Origin of the sequence: Rhizobium sp. BK491, from assembly GCF_014194925.1 — a bacterium.
In the GTDB taxonomy this organism is placed as follows: Bacteria; Pseudomonadota; Alphaproteobacteria; order Rhizobiales; family Rhizobiaceae; genus Rhizobium.
Genome location: NZ_JACIAR010000012.1, coordinates 15,750 through 29,893 on the forward strand (window position 1 = coordinate 15,750; position 14,144 = coordinate 29,893).

General features: G+C 59.9%; 17 protein-coding genes and 2 tRNA genes. 8 read left to right on the plus strand and 11 right to left on the minus strand.

The annotated features are described in order from the left end of the window. Positions 1-67: 67 nt before the first annotated feature. Positions 68-382 carry a hypothetical protein gene (locus FHX05_RS27525; protein WP_183875843.1) on the plus strand — a complete coding sequence of 105 codons (315 nt, stop codon included), beginning with the start codon at positions 68-70 and terminating at the stop codon, positions 380-382. Between the two features lie 210 nt (positions 383-592). On the opposite strand, the gene FHX05_RS27530 is transcribed toward FHX05_RS27525, so the two are convergent. The 10 genes from FHX05_RS27530 to FHX05_RS27575 all read right to left on the minus strand — a co-directional run bounded on the left by FHX05_RS27530 (position 593) and on the right by FHX05_RS27575 (position 6,903). Next, positions 593-668 (minus strand) — tRNA-Phe (locus tag FHX05_RS27530). A 196-nt stretch (positions 669-864) separates the two neighbouring features. Then, the gene (gene yacG, locus FHX05_RS27535) at positions 865-1,080 is read right to left on the minus strand and encodes a DNA gyrase inhibitor YacG (RefSeq protein WP_112602969.1); all 216 of its coding nucleotides are present in this window, start codon (positions 1,078-1,080) and stop codon (positions 865-867) included. 5 nt (positions 1,081-1,085) lie between these two features. Continuing rightward, on the minus strand, positions 1,086-1,706 hold the full coding sequence (locus FHX05_RS27540) for a Maf-like protein (protein WP_112335240.1): 621 nt from the start codon (positions 1,704-1,706) through the stop codon (positions 1,086-1,088). A 90-nt stretch (positions 1,707-1,796) separates the two neighbouring features. Then, positions 1,797-2,015, minus strand: coding sequence for a translation initiation factor IF-1 (gene infA / locus FHX05_RS27545; RefSeq protein ID WP_004117876.1), 219 nt, complete (start codon positions 2,013-2,015; stop codon positions 1,797-1,799). Between the two features lie 142 nt (positions 2,016-2,157). Then, a complete protein-coding gene (locus FHX05_RS27550) occupies positions 2,158-2,640 on the minus strand; it encodes a low molecular weight phosphatase family protein (RefSeq protein WP_183875845.1) in 483 nt (160 codons plus the stop codon). A 5-nt stretch (positions 2,641-2,645) separates the two neighbouring features. Further along, positions 2,646-3,119: a UPF0262 family protein gene (locus FHX05_RS27555; RefSeq protein ID WP_112602971.1), complete on the minus strand. Its 474-nt coding sequence runs from the start codon at positions 3,117-3,119 to the stop codon at positions 2,646-2,648. Positions 3,120-3,122: 3 nt separating this feature from the next. Further along, on the minus strand, positions 3,123-4,421 hold the full coding sequence (hisD, locus tag FHX05_RS27560) for a histidinol dehydrogenase (RefSeq protein WP_183714217.1): 1,299 nt from the start codon (positions 4,419-4,421) through the stop codon (positions 3,123-3,125). A gap of 58 nt (positions 4,422-4,479) precedes the next feature. Beyond that, entirely contained in the window at positions 4,480-4,923 is a 444-nt protein-coding gene (locus FHX05_RS27565) for a DUF2948 family protein (protein ID WP_183875847.1), read from the minus strand. Between the two features lie 333 nt (positions 4,924-5,256). Continuing rightward, positions 5,257-6,549 carry a UDP-N-acetylglucosamine 1-carboxyvinyltransferase gene (murA, locus tag FHX05_RS27570; protein WP_183875849.1) on the minus strand — a complete coding sequence of 431 codons (1,293 nt, stop codon included), beginning with the start codon at positions 6,547-6,549 and terminating at the stop codon, positions 5,257-5,259. 159 nt (positions 6,550-6,708) lie between these two features. Then, positions 6,709-6,903 carry a hypothetical protein gene (locus FHX05_RS27575; RefSeq protein ID WP_112413523.1) on the minus strand — a complete coding sequence of 65 codons (195 nt, stop codon included), beginning with the start codon at positions 6,901-6,903 and terminating at the stop codon, positions 6,709-6,711. A gap of 245 nt (positions 6,904-7,148) precedes the next feature. Here FHX05_RS27575 and FHX05_RS27580 point away from each other — a divergent pair. From FHX05_RS27580 to FHX05_RS27590, 3 genes are all read left to right on the plus strand, one after another. Beyond that, positions 7,149-7,223 (plus strand) — tRNA-Thr (locus tag FHX05_RS27580). 196 nt (positions 7,224-7,419) lie between these two features. Continuing rightward, on the plus strand, positions 7,420-8,322 hold the full coding sequence (locus tag FHX05_RS27585) for a hypothetical protein (protein ID WP_183875851.1): 903 nt from the start codon (positions 7,420-7,422) through the stop codon (positions 8,320-8,322). A gap of 166 nt (positions 8,323-8,488) precedes the next feature. Then, positions 8,489-9,553, plus strand: a complete 1,065-nt coding sequence (locus FHX05_RS27590; RefSeq protein WP_183875853.1) for a D-alanine--D-alanine ligase family protein — start codon at positions 8,489-8,491, stop codon at positions 9,551-9,553. Between the two features lie 36 nt (positions 9,554-9,589). Here the strand turns inward: FHX05_RS27590 and FHX05_RS27595 are convergent, their stop codons facing one another. Further along, positions 9,590-9,937 (minus strand): CAP-Gly domain protein, encoded by a 348-nt coding sequence (locus FHX05_RS27595; protein ID WP_112410135.1) that lies wholly within the window; start codon positions 9,935-9,937, stop codon positions 9,590-9,592. A 444-nt stretch (positions 9,938-10,381) separates the two neighbouring features. Between FHX05_RS27595 and FHX05_RS27600 the strand changes: the two genes are divergently transcribed. The 4 genes from FHX05_RS27600 (at position 10,382) to FHX05_RS27615 (ending at position 14,134) form a co-directional block, all read left to right on the plus strand. Next, complete coding sequence (locus FHX05_RS27600) at positions 10,382-11,566, plus strand: four-carbon acid sugar kinase family protein (protein ID WP_183875855.1); 1,185 nt, start codon at positions 10,382-10,384, stop codon at positions 11,564-11,566. Further along, positions 11,563-12,576, plus strand: a complete 1,014-nt coding sequence (gene pdxA, locus FHX05_RS27605; RefSeq protein ID WP_183875857.1) for a 4-hydroxythreonine-4-phosphate dehydrogenase PdxA — start codon at positions 11,563-11,565, stop codon at positions 12,574-12,576. The genes FHX05_RS27600 and pdxA overlap by 4 nt, the downstream gene beginning before the upstream one ends. Positions 12,577-12,685: 109 nt before the next feature. After that, complete coding sequence (locus FHX05_RS27610) at positions 12,686-13,159, plus strand: VOC family protein (protein ID WP_183875859.1); 474 nt, start codon at positions 12,686-12,688, stop codon at positions 13,157-13,159. 231 nt (positions 13,160-13,390) lie between these two features. Then, entirely contained in the window at positions 13,391-14,134 is a 744-nt protein-coding gene (locus FHX05_RS27615; protein WP_183875867.1) for a metallophosphoesterase, read from the plus strand. Positions 14,135-14,144: the final 10 nt, after the last annotated feature.

Below are 14,144 nucleotides of genomic sequence, written 5' to 3' on the forward strand. Positions count from 1 at the left end.
CTGAATCCGGAAGCATTCAATAGTTCCTTTAGGCGCTTCCAGCGCTAGGCTGGTTGAAAGGGATACCATGGAGCGTTTGCAACGCCTCTCCAATGGCACTCTGATGCCGAACGATTTGGACAAAGTTCGAATAGTGTTTAATGAGGTGATAAAGCAGACATGGTTCGATCCAAATGACTATAGTAAGGAAGGTTTTGCATCAAAGCTGATCGTTTTGTTTCAATGCGGCATAGTCCGCCCTGATCAACTGACCAAGATCGCCTTTCTTTTGGCGCTGAACGATTTCTGTCATGACATACCGAACGTTCAGCGAGCGAAGCTGAAAGCTGCTTACAAACACTCTCCCTCCATCGGACGAGCGCCGTTGGCTATTTGGCTTTGAGCTGCGAGCCATGATCCTGAGGATCGCGGAGGAGCTGGCCTCCGCCGCGCCCATCGAAACGCCGAAGGACCCGACCCCGAAGAGAGCATCGTTTGATAATTCTTCCGACTTGATAGTCGGATGGACGCAAAAGCGTACTCCACCCTCGTTCTGATATCACCAAGACCGATCAGGCATCCGACAGAAGTGAAAAATTTCGAAAGTTGGTAGTGGTGCCCAGAGCCGGAATCGAACCAGCGACACGCGGATTTTCAATCCGCTGCTCTACCAACTGAGCTATCTGGGCATCCGTGCTTCGCGTCGAGAAAAGAGCCGTGAAAGGCGCTGGGCGGTTGGTTCACCCCGGAAGCGAGCGGGGTTATAGCATCTTGTTCGGCCATGTCCAGCCGCAAATGACTCTTTTTTGACAGGAAATCGAATTTTGCCAATTCGCGAACAAAATGAGGAGGTTCGCAACATAGAACCTCTTTGGAAAACCTCATTCAGTCCTGATCGGAGCCGCCGGCCTTCGTCTCGTCTTCGGTCACTGGGATGGCATAGGAGCCGTTGAGCCAGCGCGAAAGATCGACGGAACGGCAGCGATCCGAGCAGAAGGGATAGTGCTCGCGCACCGACTGGCGGCCACATTCCGGACAGGGACGCGTCTTGCGCAGCGGCTCGACCTTCGAGCCAACCTTGATCTCTTCAGCCTTCGTCATCAGCTCTATCCTTCCTGCCATCCGGCGTGGACGTCGAACCCCTCGCCCGCGAGCAGCAGCATGGTCTCATAAAGCGGCAATCCGACGACATTGGTGTAGGAACCGACCAGCTTCTGCACGAAGGAGCCTGCAAGCCCCTGTATGCCGTAGGCCCCGGCCTTGCCCCGCCATTGTCCGGAGGCGAGATACATGTCGATGTCGCGGCCGGAGAGCCGCTTGAAACGCACCTTGGTCTCAATGACCTTCTGGCGGGCCTTGCGGTCCGGCGTGATCAGGCAGATGCCGGTATAGACGACATGGCCGCGGCCGGAGAGCAGATGCAGGGCTGCAGCCGCCTCGTCGACAAACTCCGCCTTGGGCAGGATGCGCCGTCCGACGGCAACGACCGTATCGGCCGAAAGGATATAGCTCCCCTGCCAGGCGGCATCGCTCTTGATAGCCGCAAAGGCTGCATCACCCTTCTCCGCCGAAAGCCGCCGCGCCAGCGAGCGCGGATGCTCCGCCTTCTTCGGCGTCTCGTCGATGTCCATGGGCATAAGGCGCGCGGGCTCGATGCCTGACTGATGCAGGAGCTCGACGCGACGCGGCGATCCGGAGGCCAGTATCAGCTTGTGTTTCAACGCCATCAGATCTCGACCTGTCATGCGGGAATGAGAGCCGGCTCCGGAGCGTGATGCCGAAAAATGTCCGGGCATCCGGCTCCAGCGAGCGGCGTACTATTTGAAACGGTAGGTAATGCGGCCCTTGGTCAGGTCGTAAGGGGTCATTTCCACCAGCACCTTGTCGCCGGCCAGAACGCGGATGCGGTTCTTACGCATGCGGCCCGCGGTGTGGGCGATGATCTCATGCTCGTTTTCCAGCTTCACGCGAAAGGTTGCGTTCGGCAGGAGTTCGGTAACGACACCGGGAAATTCGAGGACTTCTTCTTTCGGCATTAAAGCTTCTTTTCCTGTCGGTTGAGGTCGGCGCCCGTGACAAAAAGGCTGGGTCGCCGGAAATTTGGGCGGAAACTACACAATCGCCGCGGTTTTGTGAACCACGTTGATAAGGGTTTCTGCATTTGTTTCACTTGCGGCTCTAAAGCGAACCACGATGTTCCACAAGCCTGCTCTCGATGAGACCGAGAAGATAGTCCCTTACGCCGCGATAGGCATCGAGAATCTGCTCGCGGGTTCCGTCCGTGGCGGAGGGGTCTATCGTCGGCCAATAGATAACGTCGACGGCATTGGCCCGCGTCAGTTCCAGCGCGGCGTGATGCGCCTCGGGAGAGAGCGTGATGATGACATCGAAGAAATCGTCCTCCAGCTCCTCCATGGTCTGCGGCTGGCGCCGGCCGAGCGAAAGCCCCATCTCGGAAAGCACGACATCGACGAAGGGATTGCGCTCGCCGGCACGCACGCCAGCCGAGGTGATATAGGTGCCCTGCGGCAGCATCTGCCGAGCGATCGCTTCGGCCATCGGCGAACGGATGGTATTCAGGCCGCACATGAAGAGGATGGCACCGGGGGATTTGCCCCCGGACGACCTGCCATTGTGCTCGATCGCCTGCGGCTCGTCCATGGCAGTCACCCGCGCCAATAGAGCACGCAGACGAGCGTGAAGAGCCGGCGCGCCGTGTCGAAATCCACGCTGATCTTGCCGTTCAGCCGGTCCATCAGCGTCTGCGAGCCTTCGTTGTGGATGCCGCGCCGGCCCATGTCGATCGCTTCGATACGGCTTGGCGTGGCCGAGCGGATCGCCTCGTAATAGCTCTCGCAGATCATGAAATAGTCCTTCACGATCCGGCGAAACGGCGTCAGCGACAGGATATGGGTGGCGACAACGCCGCCATCTTCCATGCGGATGTCGAAGACCAGCTTCTGGTCGACCAGCGAAAGATTGAGCAGATAGGGCCCGCCCTCATGCCCGACGGGCGTGAAGCTGTTTTCCTCAATCAGGTCGAAAATGGCGACGGCGCGCTCATGCTCGACATCGGGCGTCGAACGGCCGATCGTGTCGTCGAGGACCACATCGCTCAGCCGGAAGACGCCCTTGGTCATGCCTTACCCCTCGAGATTGAGGCGGATCGCGACCGATCGCGCATGTGCATCCAGCCCCTCGGAATTGGCAAGCGCGATCGCCGCCGGCCCGAGTGCGCGAAGCTGATCCGGCCCAAGCCGCAGGATCGAGGTGCGCTTGACGAAATCGAGCACCGAGAGCCCGGAGGAAAAGCGCGCGGAGCGGGCCGTCGGCAGCACATGGTTCGAGCCGCCAACATAATCGCCGATCACCTCCGGCGTATGACGGCCGATGAAGATCGCGCCGGCATTGCGCACGCCGGCAAGCAGCGGCTCGGGGTCGTCGACCGCAAGTTCCAGATGCTCGGCGGCGATCCGGTTGGCAAGCGGAATGGCCTTCTTCAGATCGGAGACCAGAATGACCGCGCCGAAATCCCGCCAGCTCGCTGCCGCCGTCTGCGAGCGGCTGAGCTGCTTCAGCTGCCGCTCGACCGCCGCTTCCACGGCTCTGCCAAATTCGGCATCGTCGGTAATCAGGATCGATTGAGCACTTTCGTCATGCTCGGCCTGCGCCAGCAGGTCGGCGGCGATCCAATCCGGATCGTTGTTCTTGTCGGCAATGACGAGTACTTCGGAAGGGCCGGCGATCATGTCGATGCCGACGGTGCCGAAGACCTGGCGCTTGGCTGCGGCAACATAGGCATTGCCCGGGCCGGTGATCTTATAGACCGGCTCGATCGTCTCGGTACCGTAGGCAAGCGCGGCAATCGCCTGCGCGCCGCCGATACGGTAGATTTCCTCGACGCCGGCCATGCGGGCGGCGGCAAGCACGGCCGGATTGACGGCGCCATCCTTGGTCGGCACGGCGATGACGACGCGGTCGACACCGGCGACCTTGGCCGGCACGGCATTCATCAGCACCGAGCTCGGATAGCTAGCCGTACCGCCGGGTACATAGAGGCCGACGGCCTCGATCGCCGTCCAGCGCGATCCCAGGCCGACGCCGAGATCGTCCTCATAGATATCGTCCTTCGGCAGTTGCCGGCGGTGATGCGATTCGATGCGGGTGGCGGCGACCTTCAGCGCGCCCAGGACCTCGGCCGGAACGGCGGCAACGGCCGCATCGATCTCGGCTTCGGTGACGCGCATCGGTGTCACGGCGAAATCGATGCCCTCGAATTTCTTGGAATAGTGAGCAAGGGCGGCATCGCCCCGCGCCCGCACATCGTCGATGATGCCGCGCACCACCGCATTCACATCCTCGGACACTTCCCGCTTGGTCGTCAGGAATGCGGCGAACTGCTGCTCGAACCCTTCCGACGCCTGATCCAGCCAGATAGCCAAACTGATATTCCTCTTTCACTGCGGCCGCCTGCTGCGGCAAAAATCCAACCGTCGCTATCTATTCGCCCGCATCGGGATGTCGAGGCTTATGGGCCGTTTCCCACGCGCCACCAATATCCGCAAGCTGGGCCTCGATGCATTCGACATCAAGCGCAATCGTGGCGTTGGCAGCAAGGGCAAGCTCGATCGTGCCGTCAGGCCCCTCGCCCTTCTGCTCGAAGCGGATGGCAAGCAGCGACAACACCTCGTCACGCTTGCGCCGGTCGATGCCACTGGAGCGGACTGCCTTGACGCGCTTGAACACCAGCGCGGAACGATGGCGTTCGTAAGGCTTGCTGCGCTGATCCGACTGCTCCCACACGAAACGGTTGGCCGCGAGCGAAAACTGCTCCTGCTTCGGCGCAAAGGACATATCGCCGACCTTGAAGACGCTATCCTGCATATAGGCAGAGATGACATCCAGGTCCTCGGTGTCGAGTGCCATTAGCTTGAGATCGCTCATTCGTCCTTTTATCCCTAATCGCGCCAATAGAGCGTTTCTGCTTTTCTTCGAATCGCGAAAACGCTCTATCCTTTCTACTTACGCAATTCCGGACGGAAAACCGCTACGCACTTTTCCTGGAATTGCTCTAGAACGCCCGGCAAGCACGATTGCCGAGGTTTCTCCATTCTGGACATAAAATGCGAGCGCAAAAGACGCAACCGAAGAAAGCGGGGTTGTCCGCTCTCTTCTCGCCGATGGATGGAAATAGGCCGGATCCCGCAAAATGCTGTCGCGCTTTTGCGACAGCGGGATGCAAAAACCGGAGCGCTGCTCGGGGGGAGCGCGACGATCTTAGTCGCTGATGCGCTCGACCACTGCACCACAGCGCGTCAGCTTGTCTTCGAGCCGCTCGAAACCGCGATCGAGGTGATAGATGCGCGACACCAGCGTCTCGCCTTCGGCGGCAAGGCCAGCGATCACGAGCGAGACGGAAGCGCGAAGGTCGGTCGCCATCACGGGCGCCCCCTTCAGCTTCTCGACGCCCTCGATGCGGGCGGTCTGGCCGGAAAGCGAGATCTTGGCGCCGAGGCGGGCGAGTTCCTGCACATGCATGAAGCGGTTTTCGAAGATGGTCTCGGTGATATGCGAGACGCCCGAAGAACGGGTCATCAGCGCCATGAACTGCGCCTGCAGGTCTGTCGGGAAGCCGGGGAACGGATCGGTGACGACGTCGACCGGCTGGATACCGCCGCCATTGCGCATGACGCGGATACCGTTATTGGTCGGCGAAACCGTGGCGCCGGCGCGGCGCAGGCTTTCAAGCGCGGTGTCGAGCAGCGCGACATCGGTATTTTCGAGCGTGACATCGCCGCCGGCCATGGCGACGGCCATGGCATAGGTGCCGGTCTCGATGCGGTCGGGTAGCACGCGATGGCGCGCGCCGGAGAGTGAGGTGACGCCCTCGATGGTGATCGTGCTGGTGCCGGCGCCGGAAATCTTGGCGCCCATGGCGATCAGGCAGTTGGCGAGATCGACGATCTCGGGCTCGCGGGCAGCATTGCCGATGATTGTGGTGCCGCGGGCAAGCGTGGCCGCCATCATCAGCACATGCGTCGCGCCGACGGAAACCTTCGGGAAGTCATAGCGGGCGCCGATGAGGCCGCCCTTGGGCGCGGCGGCATTGATATAGCCGCCGTCGATTTCCATGGTAGCGCCGAGCGCCTGCAGGCCTTCGATGAAGAGGTCGACCGGACGCGTGCCGATGGCGCAACCGCCCGGCAACGAAACGCGCGCCTGGCCCTCGCGGGCGAGCAGCGGCCCGATGACCCAGAAGCTCGCGCGCATCTTGGCGACCAGCTCATAAGGTGCGGTCGTATCGACGATGGTGCGGCAGGTGAAATGGATCGTGCGGGAATAGCCGTCTTCCTGGCGCTCGCGCCGGCCGTTGACAGCGACATCGACGCCGTGATTGCCGAGGATGCGCATCAAAAGCTCGACATCGGCCAGATGCGGCACGTTTTCGAGCGTCAGGGTATCGCTTGTCAGAAGCGAGGCGATCATCAGCGGCAGCGCGGCATTCTTGGCGCCGGAGATCGGAATGATACCGTTGAGCTCGTTGCCGCCGACAATCCTGATACGATCCATATAAGTAATACGGGCGAGGCCCGCCTTTCCTGATAGTTCCGAGCGCCCAGGTTGCGGGCGCCGAGTTTTGCGCACCTAAGTTTCGTGCACCTTGGTAAAAGGCGCTCTTTAGACGAAATAGATTAACGCATCAATTCGTTTGATGATGGACGACATCAATCATTGCGATTCGTCCCTTTTTGCGGCGGTTTCGGCATTATCCCCAGCCTTTGCAGCCGGCAGCCCATCCGTCTCGTCGGCCTGGCCGGCGCGGCGCGCCCGGACCTGCTGCTTGCGGCGGGACAGATTCTCCCGCAGCTTCTGCGCGGCACGCTCGCGCCGCCGATCCGCCTCCGTAACCTGCCTGCCGCCCACGGGCTCACCCGCCTCTACGCTGACCTCAGCAGGCACCGAACCGCCCAGCAAAGCCTGCCCTTCATCGATTTTCGTCTTGTCCGCACCCATGTCTTCCTCATAGCGGAAAACCTTAGGCGTCAAAAGACCGACACATTTTTTCCAACGATCTTTCACAGAACTTGCAATTTGCGGCTTGCACTCCGCCCCGACCTATGGCAATAGCCGCCTCGCCCAATACGGCGCACCACACCGCGCCACGGAATGCTGCTATAGCTCAGGGGTAGAGCACTCCCTTGGTAAGGGAGAGGCCGAGAGTTCAAATCTCTCTAGCAGCACCAGTTTTCCTAGACAGACTTTTAATTACTTAAAGCTGCGTAATCAGCGCGCGGCACCCAACATGCCATGTTGAGAGTATTGATTTGTCCGGATGCGCCAAGCGTTATTGGATCTGAGATGACTGTGGATTAAGCCACACGACGATGTCGAAGCTTACCGTACTTTTATATTTTGGATTCTTCACAACGAGTCTTGGCCATGACAAATCCAACTACAAAAGAGATAAAATACGGTTCCGTTTCATTCTCTCTGGAAGGCTTGAAAGCTATTTTTTCCGAGTTAGCTGAGATAGTTCGAGAACAAGGCGAGGTTGAAATCTCGCAGCTTGTGAAGGCTACAGATCAGTCTGAAGATGATTTTTCTAAATTAAAAGACAATCTCCGAGCAAATGTATTTCACGTATTGGCTACAGTAAATTATGAAGATGGATCGTCAATACACAGTAGAGAGCCATCTGTCCTTAAAATAGAACCCAATGGACCGTATATAAAAAGCTTCTACATTTCAAACATCACTCCCTATAGAAACAACGTTGGCGTCGAGCCTGAACACATGTTTCAATTTTTTGTCGATTTAAGGCAACCACCATTATTTGATGCTAGCCGCTTTGTATCAAGTGCTACCGACAACGAAACCAATTTAAGCATCCGAGGAACCAGGAGCGGCTGGAGAGCGGGTATTGAAGCTGCGGTTAACAAGCGTATTCTCCGAAGGCGGCCTGTTCGTACATTTTTTCACGGACCATTTGTGTACGATTTATTCCAGATGATAGTGGGATTTCCTCTTGCATTCTATGCTTGCTGGCTATCGTCGAATTGGATCAGCTTACATTTCGCGCGCACCGGACCTGTTTTAACGGGTGCCGTTTACATCTACATCGCGCTCGCGGCTATCTGGGCCTACAGATTCCTCTTCAGCTACACCAAATGGGCGTTCCCGATGGTTGAAATATCAGACCAAGCTACTCGCCCTGCTAAACATCGTAAAATTTGGTGGGCAATGATTACGGTTCTTTTTGGAAAGCTGTTCTGGGATTTCGTAGGTCCCTATATTTCGATATCCTCGCTATGGCAAAGTTCGCGCCCACTGCTCATGCCATAGCTTCCCAGAAACGCATCTCGGATGTAGGGGCCGGTGATTTAAAGATACATCAAAATCTTTCTACAGTGATCTTTTAGAGTACCTACCACCCCCTCCCCAATTCCGCTGCAATCCCGCGTTTAAACCCTTCTCCCATCACATCCTTTTGGCCGGGAGAAAAGCCTCTATGTCAAAACTACGCGTCGCCGTTCTGTTTGGCGGTCAGTCCAGCGAGCATGAGGTTTCCGTCATGTCGGCCCGCAATGTCGTCAAGGCGATCGATGGCGGCAGGTATGAGATCGTGCCGATCCTGATCGATCGCGGCGGGCGCTGGCTGCTGGTGGAGGAAAAGGGCGGCGTGCTGCCGGAGCCGATTGCTTATGAAGGCACGGAAGTCTGCCTGGTGCCGGGCGGCAAGGGCCGGCTGCTGGCGCTGGAAGGGTCGTGCGCCCGCGAACTGCCTGCGGTCGATGTGCTGTTTCCGGTGCTGCATGGGCTGAACGGCGAGGATGGCTCCATTCAGGGCCTTGCCCAGATCGTCGGTCTGCCCCTCGTCGGCTGCGGCATTCTCGGCTCGGCCAACGCGATCGACAAGGATATGGCAAAGCGCCTGCTGCGCGAGGCCGGGCTGCCGGTTGCCCGCTCCGTCACGCTCGTGCGCGGCGACAAGCCGGATTTCGATGAGATCGCGGCCACGCTCGGCTCGCCCGTCTTCGTCAAGCCCACCCGCCAGGGCTCGTCGGTCGGCGTCAGCAAGGTGCAGGATGCCGCAGCGTTCGAGAGAGCACTGGCCGAGGCTTTCCGACATGACCGCAAGGTGCTGGTGGAAGAGTTCGTGCGCGCCCGCGAGATCGAATGCGCGGTGCTGGAAGAGCCTGACAGTACGCTCTTCGTCTCCGTGCCGGGCGAGATCGCCACGGCGGCGACCCACGGCTTCTATTCCTACGAGGCGAAATATCTCGACCAGAACGGCGCCGTCGTCACCGTGCCGGCGGATATTCCGGCTGACACGGCAGAGGCGATGAAGCGCATGGCGGCGGACGGTTTTCGCGCGCTCGGATGCGAAGGGCTGGCGCGCGTCGATTTCTTTTTGCGGCCGGACGGCAGCGCTGTCATCAACGAGATCAACACCATGCCCGGCTTCACCAATATCAGCATGTATCCCAAGGCCATGGACGCCTCGGGCATTTCCTATCCGGAGCTTATCAGCCGGCTGATCGAGCACGGGCTTGCGCGGGCGCGGCAGGGGTAATGCAAAGGGGCGGCTGGCTTTAATGCCGCCCGCCCGTCAGACCTTTTCTTTCTTCTTGGTCTTGACCTTCGGCTCGGCGGGCGCATCCGGCGTCGGCGCGAGCAGCTTTCTGAGCGAGGCAATCTTGTCCTCCACCAGCGGGCGGAAGCGGCTGGCGCGATAGGGCATGTCGGCGGCGCCATAGCCCTCCGGCCCGTCGTCATTGCCGCGATGGATCTCCTCCAGCTTCACGCCGATGAAGGTGCCGTCGACATAATGCGTGTACTCGCCGACCCAGCGGATGGTGTAAATCGTCCCCTTGCGGATCAGCTGATCGATGCTGACATGCTTGAACTTGTCGTCGATGCAGACGACCTTCTGGCCCACATGGAAATCGTAGCTCACCCTGCCCTCCTTGAAGCGACTGAAACGATCCGCCGCGCCGTTCACTTACAAGCATATCCGCATATGCGCCAGTGGGTAAACGTGGGCAGACGTCGCAGTCGCGATCGATGTATCGGCGGGAGAATTGCATATGGACAGAAGAGCCCCTCATCCGTCCTCTCACAGTCTCGCTTCGCTCGATTGTTCGAGTCCACCTTCTCCCCGCACGCGGGGCGAAGGGGCTTGGCGGGATCGCCCCCCTCTCCCGTCAAAACGGGAAGAGGGGTTGGGGTGAGGGGCATTTTTATATTTCATATCCAGCGGCCCGACATGACTCGGTGACAAAGCAACCCGTTGACATCCTTCATGGAAGGCTGAAGATTGCGCTTCATCCGAGCCGCCGCAAGGCCTCACGTCCATTTCCATATCCGATACCCGCAAGGCCCGCTGAAGGCTTTTCCGCCAATGCCCACTCTCCGCCTCATTGCCGATGATTTGACCGGCGCGCTCGATACCGCCGTCGAATTCGTCGGTGTCTACGGGCCGATCGCGGTCGAGCGCAGCGATGCTCTTTCCACGACGCTGCCGGATTGCCTGGCGATCGACAGCGGCACCCGAGAGAAAACGGCCGCCGAAGCAGAGGCGATCGTCGCCGGCATTGCGCCGTTGCTGAAAGGCGCCGATCTCGCCTTCAAGAAGGTGGACAGCCTGTTTCGCGGCCCCTGGGCGGCGGAATTGGCCGCCTGCTTCCGGCTCGGCCACTGGCGGCATTGCATCCTCGCGCCGGCCTTTCCGCATCACGGGCGGCATACACGCGGCGGACGGCAAGTGCTATTTGCCGGCAAGGACACCTGGCGCGACATTAGCGGCGATATAACAGCGCATTTGCACGCCGAGGGTTTGCCGGCTTTCAACACGCCACTCGATGGCCTCGAAGGCAAGGCGCTTCCAGATGGCATCCATGTTTTCGATGCGCATACGGATGACGATCTGGATGCCATCATCGCATGGGTGTCGTCGCAGCTGGAAGGGCCGGTTCTCTGGAGCGGCACCGGCGGCCTTGCCCGCGCTCTGGCACGCAATATCGACCGGGCAACGCACCACCGCTCCCCCGCCAGGAAGAACGAGGGCAAACGCTACCCAACGCCATCGGTCCCCATCTCGCGCAAGCTGCAAAGGCCGGTGCTCGGCCTGTTCGGCTCGGACCAGCCGATCACGCTGGCGCAGCTCCAGGCCTGCGGTCCTAACTGGCTGAAGCTTGCGGAAGGCGCTGATGCCGATGCCATCGATCATCAAATCCGGCAAAGCGGCGTCGCCATGGTCAGTCTCGACCTGCCGACCGGACTTGAACGCGATGATGCTGCAAGGCGGATCGCGGCGAGCTTCGGCGGCATGGCCAAGGCGCTGCCGGCCCCGGGCACATTGATCGTCGCCGGCGGCGAGACCTTGCGCAATCTCTGCTCGGCGCTGGATGTAACAGCCCTCAGCATCACCGGCCAGGCCGCACCCGGCCTCCCCCGCTCGACGATCGTTGGCGGCCCTTGGGAAGGTACCACGGTCATCTCCAAGTCTGGGGCCTTCGGCGGCCCGACCCTGTGGCGCGACCTCTTGAATGAAAACGGGCTGATTGCCGGAGGAGAAGAACCATGACGCGGCATCTGGCGATCACCATGGGCGACCCCGCCGGCATTGGCCCGGAAATCATCATCAAGGCTGCAGCACAGCTAAAGGATCGGCTTACTAATGGTAAGTTAAAACTTACAATTATCGGCAGCGGCCCGGCCCTGCGGCTTGCCGAGCAGCAGCTTGGCCTCGATATCGAGATTCCCGAGACTGAGATGGAGGGCGACTGGCCGAACCTCTGCTTCATCCAGGCCGATGCCGAAGGAGATCCGATCCTGCCGGGCCAGCTTTCCGCAGACGGTGGACGCATGGCGTTCAAGGCGATCGAAAAGGGCGTTCAACTCGCCATGTCAGGCAAGGTCGGTGGCATCGTCACGGCGCCGCTCAACAAGGAAGCGCTGAACAAGGCCGGCTTCCATTATGCCGGCCATACCGAGCTGTTGGCGGAACTGACCGGCGCACGCGGTTCTGTCATGATGCTCGCCCATGGCAATATGCGCGTCAGCCACGTCACCACACATGTCGCGCTGGAGGATGTGCCGAAGCGCCTGACGCCCGAGCGGCTGCGGCTCGTCATCGACCTCACGTACAAGGCGCTCAACAATCTCGGCATCGCGAAGCCAAAGATCGCGGTGGCAGCCCTCAATCCGCATGCCGGCGAAGGCGGTCTCTTCGGTCGGCAGGATATCGACATCTCCGCGCCGACTATCGCCAAGGCGGTGTCCGATGGGCTCGATATCGTCGGCCCCGTCCCCGGCGACACCGTCTTCGTCAAGCTGCGCGCCGGCCAATATGATGCCGTTGTCGCCATGTATCACGATCAGGGCCATATTCCGGTTAAGCTGCTCGGTTTCGAGATCGACCCGGCGACGGGCAAATGGATGGATCTTTCCGGCGTCAACATCACCCTCGGCCTGCCGATCGTGCGCACCTCGGTCGATCACGGCACCGCCTTCGATATCGCCGGCAAGGGCATCGCCAACGAGCGAAGCCTGATTGAGGCGATCGAATTCGCGGAAAGGTTGGCAGCCGGCTGACATTTTGGTTTCGGCTCGACCGAGGTCGCCGAAAAATTTTCAAAAGCTTTGTCGGCCCTGCCGCTCCTCCTTCGTCCTAAGGGCATCCAATCGGAGAGAGGAGTACCAAATGTCCAAGATTGCCCCATGCCTGTGGTTTGCGCGAGAAGCGGAGGAAGCAGCGAACTTCTATGTCTCGCTCTTCCCCAATTCCCGGATCGATCATGTGCAGAAGAACATTGTCGACACGCCCGCCGGCAAACCCGACGAGGTTCTGGTCGTTAACTTCACGCTTGCCGGCCAGCGCTTCATGGCACTGAACGGCGGCGACCGCATCGAATACAATCATGCGATCTCGCTGGAGGTGGATTGCGCCGACCAGGCTGAGGTCGACCGCCTTTGGGACGGTCTTGTTGATGGCGGCAGGCCGGTGGAATGCGGTTGGGTGGCGGATCGCTACGGTGTCTACTGGCAGGTCGTTCCGACGGTGCTCAGCAAGTATATCGCCGATCCGGATCCGACCAAGGCGGCCCGCGTCATGCGAGCCCTTATGGGGATGGTCAAACTCGACATTGCCGGCCTCGAAGCCGCCTATCGCGGCTGAGCGGGGTACCCCTTCGGGAAGTTACACAAGGTGCGACCTCCCGAAGATGATCCCGAATCTTTCTGCAATTTCAGCGGTTCAGACCAATGCCGGCGCCCGTAAGACTTGCAGCAACTCGATGCTTGGAATACCGTTCGTTATAGGCTCGTCAAAAGCGGGTTTCTCGATACCATTCAAGCGATTGGACTGCCGCGCCGTTGAGGCACGTCCCGGCAGGAAACGGCGGATTCCATGCAGCAGCAAAGAGACCGCATCGATCTAACCGGACACGATTATACCGCGATCTATGCGCTCAGCGACATCCATGGCTGCTATGATGAGATGGTGGCGGCCGAAAGGCGCATCAGCGCGGATGCGCGCAATCTTCCCGGCCGAAAGCTCCTGATGTACCTCGGCGATTATGTCGATCGCGGCCCGCGCTCCGGCGATGTGCTCGCGCATCTCAGCGCGCCGCCGCCCGAGGGCTTCGACCGCTATGCGCTTTGCGGCAATCACGACGATGTCTTCCTGCGCTTTCTCGATGATCCCGAAACCAACAGCCACTGGCTCGAATTCGGCGCGCTGCCGACACTCGCCTCTTATGGCGTCGATGCCAGACATCTTCTCTTCGACCTTGGCTATGACGTCCGGCAATTGCGCGACGTGATACTGAACGCCATGCCGCCGACGCATGTCGATCTGCTGCGTTCACTGGCTGTAGCCGTCAGTTTCGGCTCGACGCTCTTTGTCCATGCTGGCATCAAGCCCGGCATCCCCTTGAGCGATCAGACAGATGAGGATCTGATGTGGATCCGCGAACCCTTCCTGTCGGAAGGACCGCAGCTGCCGCTGCTGGTGGTCCACGGTCACACGCCGCATTCGCACCCCACTTTCGGCTTGGGCCGCATCGGCATCGACACGGCCGTTTCCATGGGCGGAAGCCTGACGATCCTCAAGATCGCCGATGGCAGACCGACAATCCTGCAGTCGATCTGAACGGTTCAAA

Bases quoted from the DNA above. Each gene is read 5' to 3' on its own strand.
- FHX05_RS27550 (WP_183875845.1), bottom strand. From the start codon at position 2,640: ATGGACGAGCCGCAGGCGATCGAGCACAATGGCAGGTCGTCCGGGGGC.
- FHX05_RS27590 (WP_183875853.1), top strand. From the start codon at position 8,489: ATGTCAAAACTACGCGTCGCCGTTCTGTTTGGCGGTCAGTCCAGCGAG.
- infA (WP_004117876.1), bottom strand. From the start codon at position 2,015: ATGCCGAAAGAAGAAGTCCTCGAATTTCCCGGTGTCGTTACCGAACTC.
- FHX05_RS27615 (WP_183875867.1), top strand. From the start codon at position 13,391: ATGCAGCAGCAAAGAGACCGCATCGATCTAACCGGACACGATTATACC.
- FHX05_RS27585 (WP_183875851.1), top strand. From the start codon at position 7,420: ATGACAAATCCAACTACAAAAGAGATAAAATACGGTTCCGTTTCATTC.
- FHX05_RS27565 (WP_183875847.1), bottom strand. From the start codon at position 4,923: ATGAGCGATCTCAAGCTAATGGCACTCGACACCGAGGACCTGGATGTC.
- yacG (WP_112602969.1), bottom strand. From the start codon at position 1,080: ATGACGAAGGCTGAAGAGATCAAGGTTGGCTCGAAGGTCGAGCCGCTG.
- FHX05_RS27525 (WP_183875843.1), top strand. From the start codon at position 68: ATGGAGCGTTTGCAACGCCTCTCCAATGGCACTCTGATGCCGAACGAT.
- FHX05_RS27600 (WP_183875855.1), top strand. From the start codon at position 10,382: ATGCCCACTCTCCGCCTCATTGCCGATGATTTGACCGGCGCGCTCGAT.
- murA (WP_183875849.1), bottom strand. From the start codon at position 6,549: ATGGATCGTATCAGGATTGTCGGCGGCAACGAGCTCAACGGTATCATT.
- FHX05_RS27540 (WP_112335240.1), bottom strand. From the start codon at position 1,706: ATGGCGTTGAAACACAAGCTGATACTGGCCTCCGGATCGCCGCGTCGC.
- FHX05_RS27610 (WP_183875859.1), top strand. From the start codon at position 12,686: ATGTCCAAGATTGCCCCATGCCTGTGGTTTGCGCGAGAAGCGGAGGAA.
- pdxA (WP_183875857.1), top strand. From the start codon at position 11,563: ATGACGCGGCATCTGGCGATCACCATGGGCGACCCCGCCGGCATTGGC.
- FHX05_RS27555 (WP_112602971.1), bottom strand. From the start codon at position 3,119: ATGACCAAGGGCGTCTTCCGGCTGAGCGATGTGGTCCTCGACGACACG.